This is a genomic window from Microbacterium sp. P2_F9 (assembly GCF_056403635.1).
Genome location: NZ_JBFUFC010000058.1, coordinates 1 through 18,747 on the forward strand (window position 1 = coordinate 1; position 18,747 = coordinate 18,747).

Here is an 18,747-nt window from a genome sequence, read left to right on the forward strand (position 1 = left end):
GTAGCAGTCGCCGCAGGGCTCCACCAGGGGCGTGGGGAGCGGGCTGCTCGCGGTCGCAGTCCCCGCCAGCGGCGGCGCGACTACGCCTCGCGGGTGATCGCCCTTCGATACGGCGCTTCGCGCCTACTCAGGACAGGCCACGCTCTCACGCTTCGCGTGTGATCGTGACCTTCACGTGCAGGTGGCTCTTGAACGGACCGGCGTACACGCCGCGCAGCGGCGGCACGTCGCTGTAGTCGCGCCCGCGGCCGACCAGCACGTGCCGATCGCCGATCTCGACGTTGTTGGTCGGATCGAAGCCCTGCCAGTCCCCCGCGAACCACTCCACCCAGGCATGCGACTCCCCGGCGACGGCGACGCCGACCTCGGCTTCGCTCTTGGGGTGCAGGTAGCCCGACACGTACCGCGCCGGAATGCCGACCTCCCGAAGGGCGCCCAGCGTGATGTGCGCGATGTCCTGGCAGACGCCCTTGCGGGCCTCCCAGGCCTCGCCGGCCGTGGAGTGCACACCGGTGATGCCGTGCATGTACTCGACGGCGTCGCCGATCGCCGCGGCGATCGCGTGCGCGGCTTCGCCCGGTCGCTCGTAGCGGCTCGCGATCGACTTGGCGATCTCGACCACCTCGGGATGCGGCTTGGTGCGCCCGCTTTGGCCGAGCTGCTCGATCGTCTCGATCGATCGGCCGACCTCGCGCTCGAGCCGATCCCAGCTCAGGTCGTGGTGCTCCATCGGGCGCGGGCGCACCTCGACGAGCGAACGCGCCGTGATGTTCAGCTCCGCGTGCGGCGACAGCACGTCGAATGCCGCGACGCGCGTGCCGAAGTAGTCCACGTACTGGTTGACCGAGGTGGACGGCTCGATCTCGAGCGCCGAGCTCAGCACGAACTGGCTGTCGGTGGAGCTCGGCAGCATCCGCGCCTCGTTGTACGAGGCCGACACCTCGCCCTGGTACGAGAACCCGGTCGCGTGCTCGATGCGCAGGCGCTTCATGAGATCTCTCCGATCCAGCTCGGCTCGGCCTGCGTCGGGAAGAACCGGTCGCGAATGGCTTCGGATGCTTCGCGCGTGACCTTCTGCACGCGGTCCATGTGCAGCGGCAGCTCGCCGAGGATCTCGCCGATCGGTCGATACTCGAGGTCGTTGCGGATCTGACCGAGCGCCCGCATCACGGTGTTGGAGTGGCCGACGCGGTCGGCGCGGGGGTCGATCGCGCTCATGCAGTCCTCCGCGCGCTGGATCGAGTAGATGATCGAGCGCGGGAACAGTCGGTCGAGCAGCAGGAACTCCGCCGCATTGTGCGCGCTCGGCATCCCCCGGTACGTCCGCAGGTAGGCCTCGTAGGCGCCACACGATCGCAGGATGGTCGTCCACGACGGTCCGGATGCCTCGGTCAGCGATCTCGTCGCCAAGAGGCGTGCCGTCATATCGGCGCGTTCGATGCTGCGGCCGAGCGTGAAGAACTGCCACGCCTCGTCACGGCTCGTGGACGAGTCCACGATGCCGACGGCGAGCGCGGATCGCTCGCGCACCCATTGGAAGAATTCGTGGACCTTCTCGGACTGCAGGCGCCGCGGCATCCGGGAGTTCGTGGTGTTGAGCGTCTCCCACAGTTCCGTGCTGACGATCTCTCGCGCGCGGCGGGCGTTCTCGCGGGCCGATGTGAGCGAATAGGCGATGCTCGACGGATTGGTGCGGTCGACGGCGAGCAGCGCGAGCACGTCTTCGCGGGTCACCCGCTCGACGCCTGTCGGGTCCGTCGAGCCCATGACGGCGATCAGGGACCGGCACGCGGTGTCTTCGTCGATCCACGGATCCTCCAGTAGCAGCTGCAGGTGCACGTCGAGGATGCGGGCGGTGCCGTCGCTGCGCTCGATGTACCGCCCGATCCAGAACAGAGACTCAGCGATTCGACTCAGCACGTTCGCTCACACTTCGATTCGAGGCCGGTTGTTGAGTAGGTCGCTCTGCGACCGTATCGAAACACAGCGATGCGACTCAGCACGTCGCACCGCCATCTTCGACAGCGGATGCCTCGGCCTGCGCGGACTGCTGCTGCTGTTCCTGCTGCTCGACGTGGGAGCGCGGGCGGTCCTGCGGGGAGTGCGTCACGGCGGGCTGGCCGTCGTAGATGATGGGGATCGCCGAGGTCACCGTCGCGGCCTGATCGGCGACGAGCCCGGCGAGGCCGGCGCCCTGCCCGTACTCGACGTGTCCGGGGGCGGATCCGCCGACGATCCAGGTGTCCTTCGAGCCGCCGCCCTGGCTGGAGTTGACGACGAGCTGCCCCTCGGGCAGCGCGACGCGGGTGAGGCCGCCGGGCAGCACCCAGATGTCCTCCCCGTCGTTGACCGCGAACGGGCGCAGGTCGGCGTGCCGCGGGCGCATCCCGTCCTCGACGAGCGTCGGAATGGTCGAGAGCATGATCACCGGCTGCGCGATCCAACCGCGCGGATCGGCGATCAGGCGCTTGCGGAGCTTCTCGAGCTCGGCGGGCGAGGCATCCGGTCCCACGACCAGGCCCTTGCCACCCGAGCCGTCGACGGGCTTCACGACGAGCTGATCGAGGCGGTCGAGCACCTCCTCGAGGGCGCCGGGATCTTCGAGCCGCCAGGTGTCGACGTTCTTGAGGATCGGCTCCTCGGCGAGGTAATAGCGGATGAGGTCGGGCACGTAGGTGTAGAGCAGCTTGTCGTCGGCGACGCCGTTGCCGACCGCGTTCGCGATCGTGACGTTGCCGAGCCGGGCGGCGAGCATGAGCCCCGGGGCGCCCAGCATCGAGTCGGCGCGGAACGACAGCGGGTCGAGGAACTCGTCGTCGACGCGCCGGTAGATGACATCGACGCGCTTGGGCCCGCGGGTGGTGCGCATGAACACCTTGCCCCCGATGCAGAGTAGGTCGCGACCCTCGACGAGTTCGATGCCCATCAGGCGCGCCAGCAGCGTGTGCTCGAAGTACGCGGAATTGTAGACACCCGGCGTGAGCACGACGACGTTCGGGTCTTCCACCCCGGGCGGTGAGGCGGCGCGCAGGGCGGCGAGGAGCTTGTTCGGGTAGTCGCCGACGGGACGCACCCGCATCGAGACGAACAGCTCGGGCAGCGTCTGCGCCATGACCCGGCGGTTGGAGATGACGTAGCTGACGCCCGACGGCACGCGCACGTTGTCTTCGAGGACGCGCATCTCGCCGTTCTCATCGCGGATCAGGTCGATCCCGGAGACCTGGATGCGCACGCCGTTGGCGGGATGGATGCCGGCGGCCTGGCGGTAGAAGTACTGCGAGGAGGCGATGAGTCCTGCGGGCAGCACCCCGTCGCGCACGCAGTGCTGGCGCCCGTAGGTGTCGTCGAGGAAGGCCTCCAGCGCGCGCACCCGCTGCTTGACGCCGGACTCGACGCGCGACCACTCGTCGTACTCGATGACCCGCGGCACGGCGTCGAGCGGGAACGGCCGCTCCTCGCCGGCGAAGTCGAAGGTGACGCCCTGCGCGAGGTAAGAGCTGGCGAGCGACTCGGTGCGACCGCGCAGCTCTTCCTGCGTCATCTGCGCGAGCGCCTGATAAAGCTCGCGGTAGGCCTCTCGCGACTCCACCGGAGCACCCGGATGCGTCGGAACACCGAACATCTCGTCGAACGCCGGGACGCCGGAGGCGGTCTTTCGAGGCGCCAATGTGGAGCCGTAGCCATCGAAGAGGTCACCCATGGGCACGAGCCTAGTGCGGCGGTGTTGCGGGTGTATTTCGGGTCGTGAACCCAGGGCATCGAACCGCCCCGAGAGCCCACGTACGGACATATGCTCGCGCTATGGCAGTGCAGACGGATGCCGAGGCCCGCACCGGTGCGCGCCGCGGGGTGGTTGCGGCAGCGACGGCGGGCGTCGCGTCCGTCGCGCTCGGGGCGGGGATCGGCGAACTCGCCGCCGCGATGCTCGCGCCCGCCTCCAGCCCCTTCTCGGTCGTCGGCGGTGTGCTGATCGACCTCGCGCCGACCTGGGCGAAGAACGCCGCGATCGCGCTGTTCGGCACGAACGACAAGGCCGCGCTGCTGATTGGGATCGCGCTGGTGCTGCTCGTCCTCGCCGCGGGCGTCGGGCTACTCGAGGTGCGTCGCCCACCGTGGGGCGCCGTCCTCTGCCTCGTCGTCGGCGGCACCGTCGCGGTGCTCGCCACCACCCGCGCCGACGCCGGTTCGCTCGCCTGGGCTCCGTCGGCGATCGCGGGGGTCGCCGCCGCGGCCGCACTGTTCTGGCTCGCCGGCCTGGCCCGCAGGGCCGCCGCGTCAGCCCCGACCCAGCAGACCGCGGCCGACAGACCCGCGGACGGCCCATCTGACGAGAGCCGACGCCGGTTCTTCGTCTGGGCGGGCGTCGCCACGGCCACCGGAGTGCTCGCCGCGATCGGGGGGTCGGCGATGCGGGTCGGCTCGCGTGCCGCGACGAGCGTGCGGCTGGCGCTGCACCTGCCMGCACCCGCGGTCGCGGCGCCGGCGATTCCCGCCGGCGCCGAGCTCGGCATCCTCGGTCTTGCGGAGGTGATCACCCCCAACGTCTCCTTCTATCGCATCGACACTGCGCTGATCGTGCCTGAGATCGACCCCGCGGACTGGTCGCTGCGGATCCACGGGATGGTCGATCGCGAGGTCACGCTGACGTGGGACGAACTGCTCGCGCTTCCGATGGAGGAGAGCGTGACGACGCTCACGTGCGTGTCGAACACGGTGGGCGGCGACCTAATCGGCAACGCCCTGTGGCTCGGCTACCCGATCCGGGAGCTGCTGAAGCGAGCCGGACCCAAGGCCGGCGCCGACATGGTGCTGTCGAGATCGATCGACGGGTTCACGGCGAGCACCCCGCTGGAGGTGCTGACGGATGACCGCGCTGCGATCTTCGCCGTGGGCATGAACGGAGAGCCGCTGCCGCTCGAGCACGGGTTCCCGGTGCGGATGGTCGTGCCCGGTCTGTACGGCTACGTGTCGGCGACGAAGTGGGTCGTCGAGCTCGAGGTGACGCGGTTCGATCAGGCGAGCGCCTACTGGACCGACCGGGGATGGTCCGAGAAGGGACCGATCAAGCTCGAATCGCGCATCGACGTGCCCCACCAGGGCCAGGGGCTGAGCGCCGGCGAGGCCGTGATCGCCGGGGTGGCATGGCAGCAGCACGTGGGCGTGGCGAAGGTGGAGGTGCAGGTCGACGGCGGGAAGTGGCAGGAGGCGACGCTCGCGTCGGCGATCTCGGACGACACCTGGGTGCAGTGGAGCATGCCGTGGACGGCGAAGTCCGGCCGCCACGAGCTGCGCTGCCGCGCGACGAACACCCTCGGCGAGACGCAGACCGACGACGAGGCCCCGCCGATCCCCGACGGTGCGACCGGCTGGCATCGCCTGACCGTCGACGTCGCCTGAGCCGCGCGGGTCAGCCCGCGAGCACGATCCGCAGCTGCTCGACTGCCCAGTCCAGCTCCGTCGCGCGCACCACGAGCGGCGGCGCGATGCGGATCGTCTGCYCGTGCGTGTCCTTGACGAGCACGCCTCGTGCGAGCATCCGCTCGGCCACCTCGCGGCCGCTGCCGACCGCGGGGTCGATGTCGATTCCGGCCCAGAGCCCCGCGATGCGCACGGCCTTGACGCCGTGGCCGATGAGCTCCGCGAGCTTCGCCTCGAGGTGCTCGCCGAGGGCGACCGCGCGGGCCTGGAACTCACCGGACTCGAGCATCTCGACGACGCGCAGCCCCACCGCGGCGGCCAGAGGGTTGCCGCCGAACGTCGAGCCGTGCTCGCCGGGGTGGATGACGCCGAGCACCGCGGCATCCGCCACMACCGCGGAGAGCGGAAGGATGCCGCCGCCCAGCGCCTTGCCGAGCAGATACACGTCCGGCACGACGCCTTCGCGGTCGCACGCGAACGTCGTCCCGACGCGGCCGAGTCCTGACTGGATCTCATCGGCGATGAACAGCACGTTGTGGCGCGTGCAGATCTCCCGGACCGCGCGCAGGTACCCCTCCGGGGGAATGATGATCCCGGCCTCGCCCTGGATCGGCTCGATCAGCACGGCGGCCGTCTTCGCGTCGATCGCGACCTCGATCGCCGCGGCATCTCCGAACGGCACCGAGACGAACCCGGGGGCGAACGGCCCGAAGCCGTCACGGGCGGTCGGGTCGTCGCTGAAGCCGACGATCGTCGTGGTGCGGCCGTGGAAGTTGCCGTTCGCGACGACGATCTTCGCGGCATCCGGCACCACGCCCTTGACGCGGTAGGCCCACGCGCGGGCGACCTTGATGCCGGTCTCGACCGCCTCGGCGCCGGTGTTCATGGGGAGAACGAGATCCTTGCCGCACAGTCGCGCGAGCGCCTCGGCGAACGGGCCCAGCTGGTCGTTGTGGTACGCCCGGCTGGTGAGCGTGATCCGTCCGAGCTGCTCGGTCGCCGCGGCGACGATCGCCGGATGCCGGTGGCCGAAGTTCAGCGCCGAGTAGGCGGACAGCAGGTCGAGGTAGCGCTTGCCCTCGACATCCGTCACCCATGCGCCCTCGGCGCGGGAGATCACGACCGGGAGTGGGTGGTAGTTGTGCGCGACGTGCTGCTCTTCGGCCTCGATGACGCGGGTGGAGGTGGCGTCGGGCGCCACGCTCTGCGAAGTGGTCACTGGTTGCTCCTTCAGCGTCGCAGCTCGAGTGTGCAGCACTTGATCCCGCCGCCGCCGAGCAGCAGCTCGGACAGGTCGACGAGGATCGGGTTGTAGCCGCGCTCGCGCAGCTGGGCCTCGAAGCCCTTCGCGCGCGGGGAGATGATGACGTTGAGACCGTCGCTGGCCGAGTTGAGGCCGAACACCGCGCCGTCTTCGTCCGCCACGAGGATCGCGTCGGGGTAGCGCTCGGCGAGCACGCGCCGGCTCTCCGCGTCGAAAGCCCCGGGCAGGTAGGCGATGTTCGCGCGCTCGGCGCCGCCGGCGCCTTCGACCGGGTCGAGCACCGAGATGGCGGTGTCGAGGTGGTAGAACCGCGGGTCGACCAGGGTGAGGCTCACGACCTCCTTGCCGAACACGTCGCGCAGCTCCTGGTGGCTGTCTCCGGTGGAGCGGAAGCCGGTGCCGGCGAGGATCGTGTCGCCGACCAGCAGGAAGTCGCCCTCGCCCTCGTTGACCTGGACGGGCTCGGCGACGGTGAAGCCGTTGGCGCCGAACCACTCCATGAAGGCGGGGCCCTCGGGCACACGCTCCTGGAAGCGGAACTTCGCGCCGTACGCCACCCCGTCGATGATGAACCCGCCGTTGGCGGTGTAGACCATGTCCGGCAGACCCTCGATCGGGTCGATGAGGTGCACCTCGTGGCCGAGTGCGACGTACGTGTCGTACAGCGCCTGCCATTGCTGCACCGCGAGGGCGGTGTCGGTCGGGTTGGCCGGCTCCATCCAGGGGTTGATGGTGTAGCTGACCGTGAAGTGCTCAGGGCGGCACATCAGATAGGAACGACGTTGGGGGATGCGGGGGGTTGCCGCCGTCGCTTCCGCGGTGTTCTGCGTGGACATCGTGCTCCTTCGGGAAGGTGGCGGACGCTGTCCACAGGCCCGGCGGCCCTTCGACTCGCTGGCTCCGGAGTCTGTCGAAGGACACTGACGAAGCTGCGCAGGAAGGGGCGACACGTGCACGCCGACACCCATTCTCGCACGCCGCTTCGAAACCCTCCCGCAGAGTCCGGATCGTGTCGATGCCTCTGGCCGGCGCGGGCGACGCCCCGGCGGAAGGCCGGGGCGTCGCCCGAGTGGGGCTACTTCGCGATGAAGGCGAGGATGTCCTGGCCGAGCTCGGTCCGGTAGTCGCCGTAGATGCCGTGCGGGGCACCCGGGTAGACCTTCAGCGTGCCGTCCTTGACCAGTTCGGCCGACTTCAGCGACGCCGCGCCGATGGGGACGATCTGGTCGTCGTCGCCGTGCGCGATGAAGATGGGCACGTCCAGCGCCTCGAGGTCCTCGGTGAAGTCGGTCTCCGAGAACGCCGCGACGCAGTCGTAGGCAGCCGCGAGGTTGACGAGCATCCCCTGGCGCCAGAAGTCGTCCTTCGCACCCTGCGAGACGGCGGAGCCCTCTCGGTTGGCGCCGAAGAATGCCTCGGTCAGGTCCTTGTAGAACTGCGAGGCGTCCTCGAGCACACCGGCACGGATGCCGTCGAAGACCTCGATGGGGAGGCCTTCGGGGTTGCTGTCGGTCTTGACCATCTGCGGAGGGACTGCGCCCACCGTGATGACCTTCGCGACGCGACCCTTGCCGTGCTGGGCGGCGTAGCGGACGACTTCGCCGCCGCCGGTGGAGTGCCCCACGACGACGAGGTTCTCAAGGTCGAGGTGCTCGACGAGTTCGGCGAGGTCCTTCGCGTAGGTGTCCATGTCGTTGCCGGCGTAGGTCTTCGCGGAATGCCCGTGACCTCGGCGGTCATGGGCGATCGCGCGGTAGCCGTTGTCGGTCAGGAGCTTGATCTCGACCTGCCAGGCGTCCGAGCTGAGCGGCCAGCCGTGGCTGAAGAGCACAGGCTGTCCGGCGCCCTGGTCGGTGTAGTAGAGCTCGGTTCCGTCGGTGGTGGTGAAGTGGGGCATGCTTCTCTTCTCTTTCGGGGGGGACGAATCAGGACAGGTAGGTGAGGGCTTCGACGATGAGGTCGGCGACGGCGGCGGGGTTCGACACCATCACCGAGTGGGAGGCGCCTTCGATCTCGACGGTCTTGAGCGAGCCGGCCCGGTCGGCCATGAAGCGCAGGCCCTCGGCCGGGATGTTCTTGTCTCCCGTGCCGAAAACGAACCAGGACGGCACGGTCTTCCACGCGGGAGTCTCCGCCGGAAGAGGCTCGCCGAGGGCGAAGTCGCGGATCGGGCGCTGGGTCGCTCCCGCGATCTTCGCGTCCTCGAGGGGAACGTCGCCGGCGAACTGGCTCGGGAACAGCTCACGATCGACGGTGAGGTCGTTGGTCCCGTCTCCCAGCGGATAGGCGCGGATCGTCTCGCCGAGGGTGCTGCCGGGGAACCGGCCGCTCAGCTCCAGGGCCGTCTCGCCGTGGTCGGGCGCGAACGCGGCGACGTACACGAGTCCCTTCACGACGTCGCTGCCGACGGCGGCTTCGGTGATGACGGCGCCGCCGTAGGAGTGGCCGACGAGCAGCACGGGGCCGTCGACCGACTCGGCCGCACGGCGCACATTGTCTGCATCGGTGGTGACGCTGCGCAGCGGGTTCGGGGTCGCGATCGCGGCGACGCCTCGGCCGAGGAGGTTGGCGAGCACGCCGCTCCAGCTCGACGATTCCGCGAAGGCGCCGTGCACGAGCACGACGGTGATGGGTTCAGGCATGATTCTGCTTTCTGGTTCGAGCGTGGGAACAGAAGAGCAGGCGATTGATCGCCTGCTCGACTCGACGTCGAGCCAGGATTCACGGTACGAGCTGTGGTCCCGGAGCGCGTGGCCCTCGTTGTACCACCCACCGCCTATGGGAGCGGGTCTGCCTTCTCGCCCGCGTCGGCCAGATCGCGCGATGACCTCAGCGAAGCCGCGAGGCTCGAGAACACGATGGCAGTGCTGCTCTGTGGTGGCGCGGAGAGCACCGTGAGGAGGTACCCCGGCATGCTGCGCACCGCGAGGTTCGCCAGTTCGACCTCGAGGGTTCCGATGTTCTCGACCACCATGTGGATGCGGGCCTCTTCAGGTCCAGACACGTCGTACCGCGACCACAGCCGCACGAAGTCGGGGTCGCCCGACAACTCGTCGATGATCTGCTGCAGGCGGGGCGAGGACGGGTCGGCATCCCGCCGCAGGCTGGCGAGCGCGGCGCGGGTCATGAGCTCCCACTCGGTGACCGTGCGCTTCATCCGCGGGACGAAGAGATCCAGCACGACGTTCGATCCGACCGCGAGGCCCCCCTGGCCGAAGACGGTCGCGAGCGGGTTCGCGGCGACGATGTCGCGGTTGCTGTCGGAGACGTATGCCGGGGTGTGAGTCCAATGGCCGAGGAGTCGCGCGATCCGCTCAGCGGACTCTGCGTCAGGGACCACGGAGCTGGGGATGTCGCCGCTGGCGATCCTGAAGAGGTACTGCCGAGAGTCGGCGTCGAGCAGGAGTGCTCGCGCGATGGCGTTCAGCACCTGGTCGGAGGGCCTGCTGCCGCGACCCTGCTCGAGACGCAGGTAGTACTCCGCACTGATGCCCGCGATCCTCGCCACCTCGTCGCGCCGCAGTCCTGGCACACGTCGGCGGGGACCGCGGTGAATCCCGACATCCTCCGGCTGGCAGACGTTGCGACGTGCGCGCAGGAACTCCGCAAGCGCGAGCGATCCGTCTGCCATTCGTGTCCTTCCGATGGGGCTAGTCCACCGTAAGTGCTGCCGCACCCGCGTCCCGCCGGTGTGTCACCTGCGGGGTCAGGTCGACGGGTACTGGAAGACGTCGTCGAGACTCACCCCGAAGATGCGCGAGATCTGGAACGCCAGCTCGAGCGTGGGCGAGTACTTCCCCTGCTCGATCGCGATGAGCGTCTGGCGGGTCACCCCGACCTGCTTCGCGAGCTCCGCCTGGGTGAGCCCGGCCTGCTCACGCAGCGCCCGGATCGAGTTGGTGACCTTGGTCGGCTTGACCATCAGGCGATCCCGCGGCGGTAGGCCACCACCCGCGCGATGTCGCCCACGAGCGTCGCGAGCGCGAAGCCGAGGAACAGTGCGTTGCCGATCCAGAACCAGTCAGCCTCGACCATCGACAGCACGAGTGCGAGCAGGGCGAACGCGACGAGGACGCCGTACCCCAGTCGGCTGCCCAGGCGGGAGATGTCGCGGTCGCGCTGGTCTGAGACGCCCACCCCGGCGGGATCCCCCATGCCCGCGAAGATGCCCCACAGAATGCTGATCACGATCGCGCCGACGATCGACGCACCCATCGTCCACAGCAGGATCGGCACCCATTCCATCTCGGTGAGCGGTCCGCCATCCGCCTGGACCAGCACGATGACGATGTAGATCGGCAGCGTGATGACGGTCGCGATCAGCGTCGCCCAGGTGTTGCGCTCCTGGTAGACCATGGGAGCCTCCTCATGTAAGGAATATTTGACATCGCCAGGCTAGGCCGCGGGTGGCTCCGTGTCAAGAATTCTTTACATATTTGGGCGGCGGCCGGGTGCTCGACGCGGTGCAGCGCGTCGACGACGTACTCGGCATCCGCTCCCATGCCGAACAGCGCGCCCGATGCCGCCGAGTACTGGAAGTCGAGTCCCACGAACCCGAGCCCGGCGCGGTCGATTGCGATGCCTCTGCGGTGCAGCGGCTCACCCTGCGGGTCGAGCACGCCGTCGATGTGGATCCAACGCAGGTCGGGCAGCGATCCGGTCGCCCACACGACTGTCGTCGCATCGATGGCGGCACCGTCCGCGGTCACCGGCTTGCCATCCACGACCGACTCGATGCGCGCGACGCGGGTGATCCCGGCGCGGTCGAGATCGGCGAGCTTGTTGCGCACGAGCATGATGCCCTGATGCGCCCCCTTGGCGGCGCGCCCCTTCTCGGTGTCGACGGTGAGTCGGCGGAGGCGCCGAAGGAAGAGACCCGTCATCAGGTTTCCGATCGGGTTGTCGACGTCGACGGGGACCTGACCCGGGTGCCGCCCGGCGATCGTCACCTCGTGACCGCTGCGCGCGGCCTCGAGGGCGATGTCGGTGCCGGAGTTCCCGGCGCCGACCACCAGGACATGGCCCGGCGCAAGCTGCTCGGGACCGCGATAGTCGATGGAGGTCACTTGCGTGATGCCGTCGTCGAGCTCCTCCGCGAAGGGCGGAAGCTTCGGCACGCGATGTGCGCCCGCCGCCACCACGACCCGCTCGGAGAGCACGACATCGCCGTTCGCGAGTTCGAGCCGGAATCCGCCGCCATCCGCGGTCAGACTGACGACCTTCGCGTCGCTGCGCACGGGAATGCCGAAGCGCGTGGCGTACCGCAGGAGGTAGTCGCCCATCTGCTGCGCACTCGGATATCCGAAGAACCCGACGTCGAGCGGCAGCCCGGGAAGGCTTGAGACGCGCCCCGGGCTGAAGATCCGCAGCGAGCGATATCGCTCCCGCCAGGAGTCGCCGACGTGGGCGTGCTCATCGAACAGCTCGACGCGGACACCCCGATCCACCAGCAGACGGCCCACGTGCAGGCCGGCGGCTCCGGCGCCGATCACCGCGGTATCCAGAACTGTTTCGGTCATGATGACCTCCTTCTTCGCTCTCGAAGGTAGGTCGAGCGCCGAAGCCGGCACATCGGCAGAAATGACCATTTCGGCTCAGGCCGACGTGGTCATTCCGTGCTCGAAGGCGAAGGCGGTGGCGGCTGCGCGATTGGGCAGCGCGAGCTTGGCGAGGATGTTGCTCACGTGTCTGGCGACGGTTCGCTCGCTGAGGAACAGCTCGTTCGCGATTCCTCGATTGGACCGACCCTGCGCGATGAGCCGCAGCACCTCCCCTTCCCGTGGGGTGAGGCCGCCCGCCACCGCCGGGGCGAACGGCTTCGCGATGCGCTCCAACCGGTCGAGATCCGGCACTGCGCCAAGCGCCGTGAGCCCCGCGCGAGCGGCGTCGAACTCGAGCTGCGCCCCTTCCTCGTCCCCCATCGCACGCGCCGCGCGGCCGAGCTGCACCCGGGTGAGCGCGGCCTCATACGGGGCATCGAGGCGCCGCCACGCCGCCCACGACCGCCGCAGCAATGGGAACGCGCTCCCCGCATCGCCGGTCGCGATGAGCACGATCCCTCGTGCGCGCTCCGCCTGCCCGTGCAGATAGACCGTATCGAGCACCTCGGCCAGCGCCTCGAGTTCGGAGGCTGCCCGGTCAGCCGCGTCGAGWTCGGTGTCGACGATGATCTCCACCTGGGCCGCGAGCAGGTCCGCACGCCGGTTCGGTTGGTCGGCGGCATCCAGTGCACGGGCGATACCCGTGCGGGCAGTGGCCACATCCCCCTCGTCGCGGCGCAGCAATCCCAGTCCGGGCTGCACCTCGCGACCTAGGTCGGCAGCGAGCCGGTATCCGGCTTCGGCCCCGCCTCGACGACCCGCGAGCCGATGCAACTCCGCGAGACCGTAGATCGCGTTCTCCTTGGTCTCGGGACGAGACTCGTGGGCCGCGACGTCGGTGAGCGTGCGTTCGGCCTCGCTCCACTCGCCGCCGACGCGGAGCACGACCGCGCGGAGCACCGAGCACTCCCCCCGGAACGGCTTCAGGCCCTGCTGCATGTCGCACCATGCGCTGAGGTTGCGCGTCCACGCCCGCGCGCGCTCGACATCCCACCGCGCGAGGCAGCTCGCGATGACGGCGCAGTACGCCGGGCCCGCCACGCGGTCGCTCACCGAGTGCGACGAGATCGCGACCATGACCTGGTCCAACCGCGCGAAGCCCTCTTCGATCCGCCCCGTCGCAACCAGCGCACGGCCGAGCGACATGGTGGCGAGGACTTCGACGTCGGCGTCCGCCGCGCTGCGGGCCAGTTCGACGGCTTCGCGGGCGAGAACGATCGACTCGTCGGCCCGGCCCTGGACGAACGCGGCGACCGAGCGGCACATGACCACGATGGCTTCCGAATCCCGGCTCACGCCGGCGGAGTGCGCCAGTTCGAACAGCCGGCCCATCCAGGCGCCGCCGCGGATGCCGTCGCCCTGTTCGGAGAGCGTGAAGCCGATCCAGAAGACGCACCGGATCGCGGCATCCACGTCGCCGGCAGCGAGGTATGCCCGGTGCGCGGCATCCCATGCCCGCTCCGATTCGTCGGTTCGGCCGATGAACCACGCGGCCAGCCCGAGGTCGTCGAAGTCCTCGGCCGAGAGACCCGTCGCGGCGGACTCGCGCGAGAGCCGGTCGAATCGTGCGGTCCAGTCGTTCAGCGTCGCGGTGACACGACCGCGATCGAGCGTGCCGAAGTCGGGCATGGGCACAGTATCGGCCCGCCATACCGACCTGGCAATGGCGTCAGCGCTGCGAAGCGAGCTCGGAGGCGACAGGGTCCGGGACCGCGGGCCACACGACCAGCAGGAAGGCGGCGATCGGCCCGAGGATCATGGTGGCCAGGAACCACACCCACGGCGAGCGGTTCCGGGTGCGCGCGTAGCCGGCCGCGAGGATCGCGACAGTCAGCCACATGGCTGAAACGAGCGATGTGAGGGTCGCGATGTCCTGCATGACTCGACACTACCCAGAGCTAAATGACCGCCTCGCTCCAGGGGTCGAAATTTCCGAAGCGGTGCGCGGTGATGGTGATCGACTGCTCGTGCAGGAACGGGAGCAGCTCGAGCCGGCCGGCCGCGGTGACCTCGCTGTCGTAGGTCGCGAGGTCGGGGTTGCCGCCCAGCGCCTCGGCAAGGGCGCGGTGGATTTCTGCCACCGTCGCGGCGGAGCCGACCAGTCGGGCCCGCGACACGGCGGGCCCGGCTTCGGACTCGTCGCCCAGCATCCGTTCCAGCCACTGCTCGTCGGTCTCGACGAACACCGGCAGGCCCTGGTCGCTGAGCGCGCGGCGCACCGGTGCGGGCAGCCCGAAGGGCGCGCTCATCGTGAACCCGGCGCCCGAGCGCAGCCCCGCGATCGCCACGCGCAGGATCGCCTGAAGGCTCGCGTCCGCCGTGGCCCGCACGGCCACGCCGCYTGCGATCGGGCGGTAGCGGAACAGGTTGCGCTCGATACCGAGGTGCGAGGCATCCTTCACCTGTCCGAACTCGCGATCCCATGCGATCGCGTCCGACAGCGCCGCGCGGCGCAGCCACTCGAACGCCTCGTAGTCCAGCGACGGCTGCGCCGCCTCGATCACCGCGGTGATGCGCGAGTCGAGGCCCCGCAGATGCAGGGTGGGCGACGACTGCGCGCCCGACGACCCGCGCCAGGAGCCCAGCCCGACGAGATAGTTCGGTCCGCCCGCCTTCGTGCCGGGTCCAACGGAGGATCGCTTCCATCCGCCGAACGGCTGGCGCTGCACGATCGCCCCGGTGATTCCGCGGTTGACGTAGAGGTTGCCCGCCTCGACGCGGTCGAGCCAGAGGGCGAGGTCGCCGGGGTTCTGCGTGTACAGCCCGGCCGTGAGGCCGTACGCGACCGCGTTCTGCAGTTCGATCGCCTGACTCAGCGACGTCGCGTGCATGACGCCGAGCACAGGTCCGAAGAACTCCTCACGGTGGAACCGCGACCCGGCATGCACGCCGGTGCGGATGCCGGGGGTCCAGAACCGCCCAGCCGTCTCGGGTCCGAGATCGAGCCTGCGCGGCTCGACGAGCCACTGCTCCCCCTCGTCGAGGGTGGTGAGCGCCCATTCGAGCTTGCCGTGCGGGGGCTCGATGACKGGCCCGACTTCCGACACCGGATCCGTCGGCGGCCCGACGTGCAGCGAGGTGGCGGCGTCGACGAGCTGCCGGGCGAACCGGCGCGAGCGGCCGACGGGTCCGACGAGGATCGCGAGCGACGCGGCGGAGCACTTCTGACCGGCGTGCCCGAACGCGCTTTTGATGAGATCGGATGCCGCGAGGTCGAGGTCGGCGGAGGGCATGACGATCATCGCGTTCTTGCCGCTGGTCTCAGCCAGGAGGGGAAGATCGGGACGCCAGGAGCGGAACAGGGCCGCCGTCTCCCAGGACCCGGTGAGGATCACGCGGTCGACCGCCGGGTGCGAGATGAGCCGCTGCCCCAGCTCGCCCTCGTCGATGTCGACCAGCGCGAGCACATCGCGCGGCACGCCGGCCTCCCACAGCGCCTCGGCGAGCACGGCCGCGCACCGCCGAGCCTGCGGGGCGGGCTTGAAGACGACGCCCGATCCGGCCGCGAGCGCCGCGAGCACGCCGCCCGCCGGGATTGCCAGTGGGAAGTTCCACGGCGGGGTCACCACGGTCAGTCGGGACGGCACGAACACGGCGCCGCTGACCCGGTCGAGCTCGCGGGCGGTGGCCGCGTAGTAGTTCGCGAAGTCGATCGCCTCGCTGACTTCGACGTCGGCTTCGGCGAAGATCTTGCCGGTTTCGGATGCCGCGACCTCGATGAGCTCGCCCCGTCGGGCTTCGAGGACTCGGCCCGCGGCCAGCAGCACCGCACCGCGATCGACCGCGGGCTTCGCGCCCCATGCGGCCGCGGCATCCGTCACCCGCCCGATGATCGCGCCCAGCGTGGCCAGGTCGTCGACCCGGGCCGCGGCGATCGTCGCGTCGCCCGCGGTGGAGGTCTCGATCCGGGCGAGGATGTCGCGCGCCCACGCCCGGTTCGCGGGGAGGGCAGGGTCGGAGTCGGCGGCGTTGCGGAATCCGGGGGCTCCGGCGGCGCGGATGGCGGACTCGCGCGGCGCGTAGACCGCGGTCTCGACGAAGGCCTCACCGCCGAAGTGGACCTCCTCGGCGGGGTGCTCGAGCGGGGCACCGGGCTCGTCGTCCTCGCCCGAGTCGTCCGCGCTCGCGGCGGAGCGGGCGATGCCGATGACGGCCTGTGTGAGGTCCTCGTCGGTCGGCGACTCGCGCTGCCGGCGCGCCGGTGCACGCGGCGTGATCGGCTCGGCTTCGCTGGAGCGGTCCTGCGCCCGATTCGGTCCGATGTGCAGCTCGGGGTCGGCGGCACGGACGGTGGACGCGACGAAGCGATCCCGTTCGCGCTCGAACAGCGTCTGGTCGTCGGCCAGATCGAACGCGGCGGAGAGGAAGTTCTCGGTGGACGCGTTCTCTTCCAGGCGCCGCACGAGGTAGCTGATCGCGACGTCGAATTCGTCGGGGCGCACGACCGGCACGTACAGCAGCACATGGCCGACCTCGCGGGTGACCGCGGCGACCTGACCCTGCGCCATGCCGAGGAGCATCTCGAATTCGACGCCCTCGCGAGCCCCGCGCTCGTCGGCCAGCAGCCAGGCGTAGGCGATGTCGAAGAGGTTGTGACCGGCCACGCCGATCCGCACGGCGGCGGTGTGCTCGGCGTTCAGCGCGAAGTCGAGGCACCGCAGGTAATTCGCGTCGGAGTCGACCTTGGCGTCGTAGGTCGCGAGCGACCACCCGTGCATCACGGCATCCACTCGCTCCATCGCGAGGTTCGCGCCCTTCACGAGCCGCACCTTGATGCGCGCGCCGCCCGCCGCGACGCGCTGCTGCGCCCAGGCGGTGAGCTGCTGGAGGGCGGGGAGGGCATCGGGCAGGTAGGCCTGCAGCACGATGCCGGCTTCGAGGTCGCGCAGGCGGGGGTCTTCGAGGATGCGGGTGAAGACCGCGATCGTCAGGTCGAGGTCGCGGTACTCCTCCATGTCGAGGTTGATGAATGTCGATCCCCCGGTCGCTGAGCTTGTCGAAGCGGCGCTCAGATAGAGCGGCAGCAGCCGCTCGACGACCTTTTCGACGACCTCGTCGAACGCCCACATCGAGATGTGGCTCGCGACGGCCGACACCTTGACCGAGACGTAGTCGACGTCGGGCCGGCGAATGAGGTCGTGGATGCCGTCGAGCCGGCGCAGCGCCTCGTGCTCGCCGAGCACCGCCTCGCCGAGCAGGTTGAGGTTGAGCCGCGCGCCTCCTGCGCGGAGTTCCGCGATGGCGGGCCCGAGCTTCTCCGGCCGGGCGTCGACCACGAGGTGGCCGACCATCTCCCGGAGCACCCGGCGGGCGATCGGCACGACCGGGGTCGGCAGCACCGGCGCCATCGCACCACCCACGCGCACCGCGCCGCGCAGGTACCAGGGCAGGAAGTCGGGCACGAGGGGCGCAACGCGCTGGAGATTGGATGCCGCGGCCGCGAGGCTCTCCGGACGCATGACACCGTCGACGAAGCCGATCGTGAACGGCAGGCCGTTCGGATCGCGGAGCACCCCGGCCAGCCGCTCGGCCGCGGGGTCGGCCTGGGCGTCGGCTGCCTCGGCGACCCAGCGCTGCGCGAGGGTGATCGCGCGCTCGGTGAGAGCGTCGGTGGGCACGGCGGACGGCATCGGTGTCGACGTCATGCTTCCAGCATCCCGTATCCGATCATTCAGCAAAAGCGATGATCTACGATCAATACCATTCAGTTCTGTCGATGGTTGGGGGGACCTCGTGTTCGAACTGCGCCGCCTCCGTCTGCTGCACGAACTCGCACTTCGCGGCACACTCGCGGCCGTCGCGGAGGCCCTCTCCTACAGCCCGTCGACGATCTCGCAGCAGCTCGCCCAGCTCGAGAAGGACGCCGGCGTGCCGCTGCTTGTGCCGGACGGCCGCCGCGTGCGGCTGACCGCGCACGGCGAGGCGCTGGCCGCGCACGCCGCTCGTGCTCTCGAGCTCGAGGAGCAGATCCGCGGCGAGCTCGAGTCGCTGCAGACCGGGATCGCGCCCGTGCGCGTCGCGGTACTGCAGACCGCGGCGCAGGCGATCCTGCCGAATGCGCTCACCCTGCTCGCCGAGCGCGAGCCGACGCTGCGGGTGGAGATCGCCGAAGTGCCGCCCGAGGAGGGTCTGTTCGAGCTTTCGGCCCGCGGGTTCGACCTCGTGATCGCCGAGCAGTACCCCGGGCACACTCGTCCGCACCGCAGCGGTCTGCAGCGCGAGACGCTCGGAAACGACCCCATCCGGCTCGCACTTCCGCCGCACGACCCGGCGACAGGCCTCACCGCGCTGCGTGATCGCGCGTGGGTGATGGAGCCGGCGGGTACGGCGGCCCGGCAGTGGGCGGTGCAGCAGTGCCGAGCCGCCGGGTTCGAGCCCGACGTGCGGTTCGAGATCGCGGACCTCACCGCTCAGGTGCGCCTCATCGCCGCGGGGCGGGCGGTGGGGGTGCTGCCGGATCTCGTG

16 protein-coding genes are annotated in these 18,747 nt (G+C 69.9%); 2 read left to right on the forward strand and 14 right to left on the reverse strand.

The features are described 5' to 3' along the window. Positions 1-145: 145 nt before the first annotated feature. The 3 genes from AC1DVT_RS08275 to AC1DVT_RS08285 all read right to left on the reverse strand — a co-directional run bounded on the left by AC1DVT_RS08275 (position 146) and on the right by AC1DVT_RS08285 (position 3,700). A complete protein-coding gene (locus tag AC1DVT_RS08275; protein ID WP_477388087.1) occupies positions 146-991 on the reverse strand; it encodes a transglutaminase family protein in 846 nt (281 codons plus the stop codon). Next, positions 988-1,920, reverse strand: a complete 933-nt coding sequence (locus AC1DVT_RS08280) for an alpha-E domain-containing protein (protein WP_457100934.1) — start codon at positions 1,918-1,920, stop codon at positions 988-990. Before AC1DVT_RS08280 ends, AC1DVT_RS08275 begins: the two co-directional genes overlap by 4 nt. A gap of 76 nt (positions 1,921-1,996) precedes the next feature. Further along, positions 1,997-3,700 (reverse strand): circularly permuted type 2 ATP-grasp protein, encoded by a 1,704-nt coding sequence (locus tag AC1DVT_RS08285; RefSeq protein WP_477388089.1) that lies wholly within the window; start codon positions 3,698-3,700, stop codon positions 1,997-1,999. 101 nt (positions 3,701-3,801) lie between these two features. Here AC1DVT_RS08285 and AC1DVT_RS08290 point away from each other — a divergent pair, with 101 nt between their 5' ends. Continuing rightward, positions 3,802-5,397, forward strand: a complete 1,596-nt coding sequence (locus tag AC1DVT_RS08290; protein WP_477388091.1) for a molybdopterin-dependent oxidoreductase — start codon at positions 3,802-3,804, stop codon at positions 5,395-5,397. Between the two features lie 10 nt (positions 5,398-5,407). On the opposite strand, the gene rocD is transcribed toward AC1DVT_RS08290, so the two are convergent. From rocD to AC1DVT_RS08345, 11 genes are all read right to left on the reverse strand, one after another. Continuing rightward, complete coding sequence (gene rocD / locus AC1DVT_RS08295) at positions 5,408-6,637, reverse strand: ornithine--oxo-acid transaminase (protein WP_477388093.1); 1,230 nt, start codon at positions 6,635-6,637, stop codon at positions 5,408-5,410. A gap of 11 nt (positions 6,638-6,648) precedes the next feature. Next, positions 6,649-7,518 (reverse strand): dimethylargininase, encoded by an 870-nt coding sequence (ddaH, locus tag AC1DVT_RS08300; protein WP_477388095.1) that lies wholly within the window; start codon positions 7,516-7,518, stop codon positions 6,649-6,651. A gap of 239 nt (positions 7,519-7,757) precedes the next feature. Beyond that, positions 7,758-8,579, reverse strand: a complete 822-nt coding sequence (locus AC1DVT_RS08305) for an alpha/beta fold hydrolase (protein WP_457100929.1) — start codon at positions 8,577-8,579, stop codon at positions 7,758-7,760. Positions 8,580-8,607: 28 nt separating this feature from the next. Beyond that, the gene (locus AC1DVT_RS08310; protein WP_477388097.1) at positions 8,608-9,324 is read right to left on the reverse strand and encodes an alpha/beta fold hydrolase; all 717 of its coding nucleotides are present in this window, start codon (positions 9,322-9,324) and stop codon (positions 8,608-8,610) included. A gap of 134 nt (positions 9,325-9,458) precedes the next feature. Beyond that, positions 9,459-10,313 (reverse strand): helix-turn-helix domain-containing protein, encoded by an 855-nt coding sequence (locus AC1DVT_RS08315; protein WP_477388099.1) that lies wholly within the window; start codon positions 10,311-10,313, stop codon positions 9,459-9,461. A 75-nt stretch (positions 10,314-10,388) separates the two neighbouring features. Further along, a complete protein-coding gene (locus AC1DVT_RS08320) occupies positions 10,389-10,604 on the reverse strand; it encodes a helix-turn-helix transcriptional regulator (protein ID WP_457100926.1) in 216 nt (71 codons plus the stop codon). Beyond that, on the reverse strand, positions 10,604-11,038 hold the full coding sequence (locus AC1DVT_RS08325; RefSeq protein ID WP_477388101.1) for a hypothetical protein: 435 nt from the start codon (positions 11,036-11,038) through the stop codon (positions 10,604-10,606). Before AC1DVT_RS08325 ends, AC1DVT_RS08320 begins: the two co-directional genes overlap by 1 nt. After that, positions 11,002-12,201, reverse strand: coding sequence for a flavin-containing monooxygenase (locus AC1DVT_RS08330; protein WP_477388103.1), 1,200 nt, complete (start codon positions 12,199-12,201; stop codon positions 11,002-11,004). The genes AC1DVT_RS08325 and AC1DVT_RS08330 overlap by 37 nt, the downstream gene beginning before the upstream one ends. A gap of 75 nt (positions 12,202-12,276) precedes the next feature. Then, the gene (locus tag AC1DVT_RS08335; RefSeq protein WP_477388105.1) at positions 12,277-13,911 is read right to left on the reverse strand and encodes a LuxR C-terminal-related transcriptional regulator; all 1,635 of its coding nucleotides are present in this window, start codon (positions 13,909-13,911) and stop codon (positions 12,277-12,279) included. Between the two features lie 40 nt (positions 13,912-13,951). Next, the gene (locus tag AC1DVT_RS08340) at positions 13,952-14,161 is read right to left on the reverse strand and encodes a hypothetical protein (RefSeq protein WP_477388107.1); all 210 of its coding nucleotides are present in this window, start codon (positions 14,159-14,161) and stop codon (positions 13,952-13,954) included. Positions 14,162-14,180: 19 nt separating this feature from the next. Then, the gene (locus AC1DVT_RS08345) at positions 14,181-17,927 is read right to left on the reverse strand and encodes a proline dehydrogenase family protein (RefSeq protein ID WP_477388109.1); all 3,747 of its coding nucleotides are present in this window, start codon (positions 17,925-17,927) and stop codon (positions 14,181-14,183) included. An 88-nt stretch (positions 17,928-18,015) separates the two neighbouring features. Between AC1DVT_RS08345 and AC1DVT_RS08350 the strand changes: the two genes are divergently transcribed. Beyond that, positions 18,016-18,747, forward strand: a 732-nt coding sequence (locus tag AC1DVT_RS08350) for a LysR family transcriptional regulator (RefSeq protein ID WP_477388111.1), incomplete at its 3' end; no start/stop codon positions are given.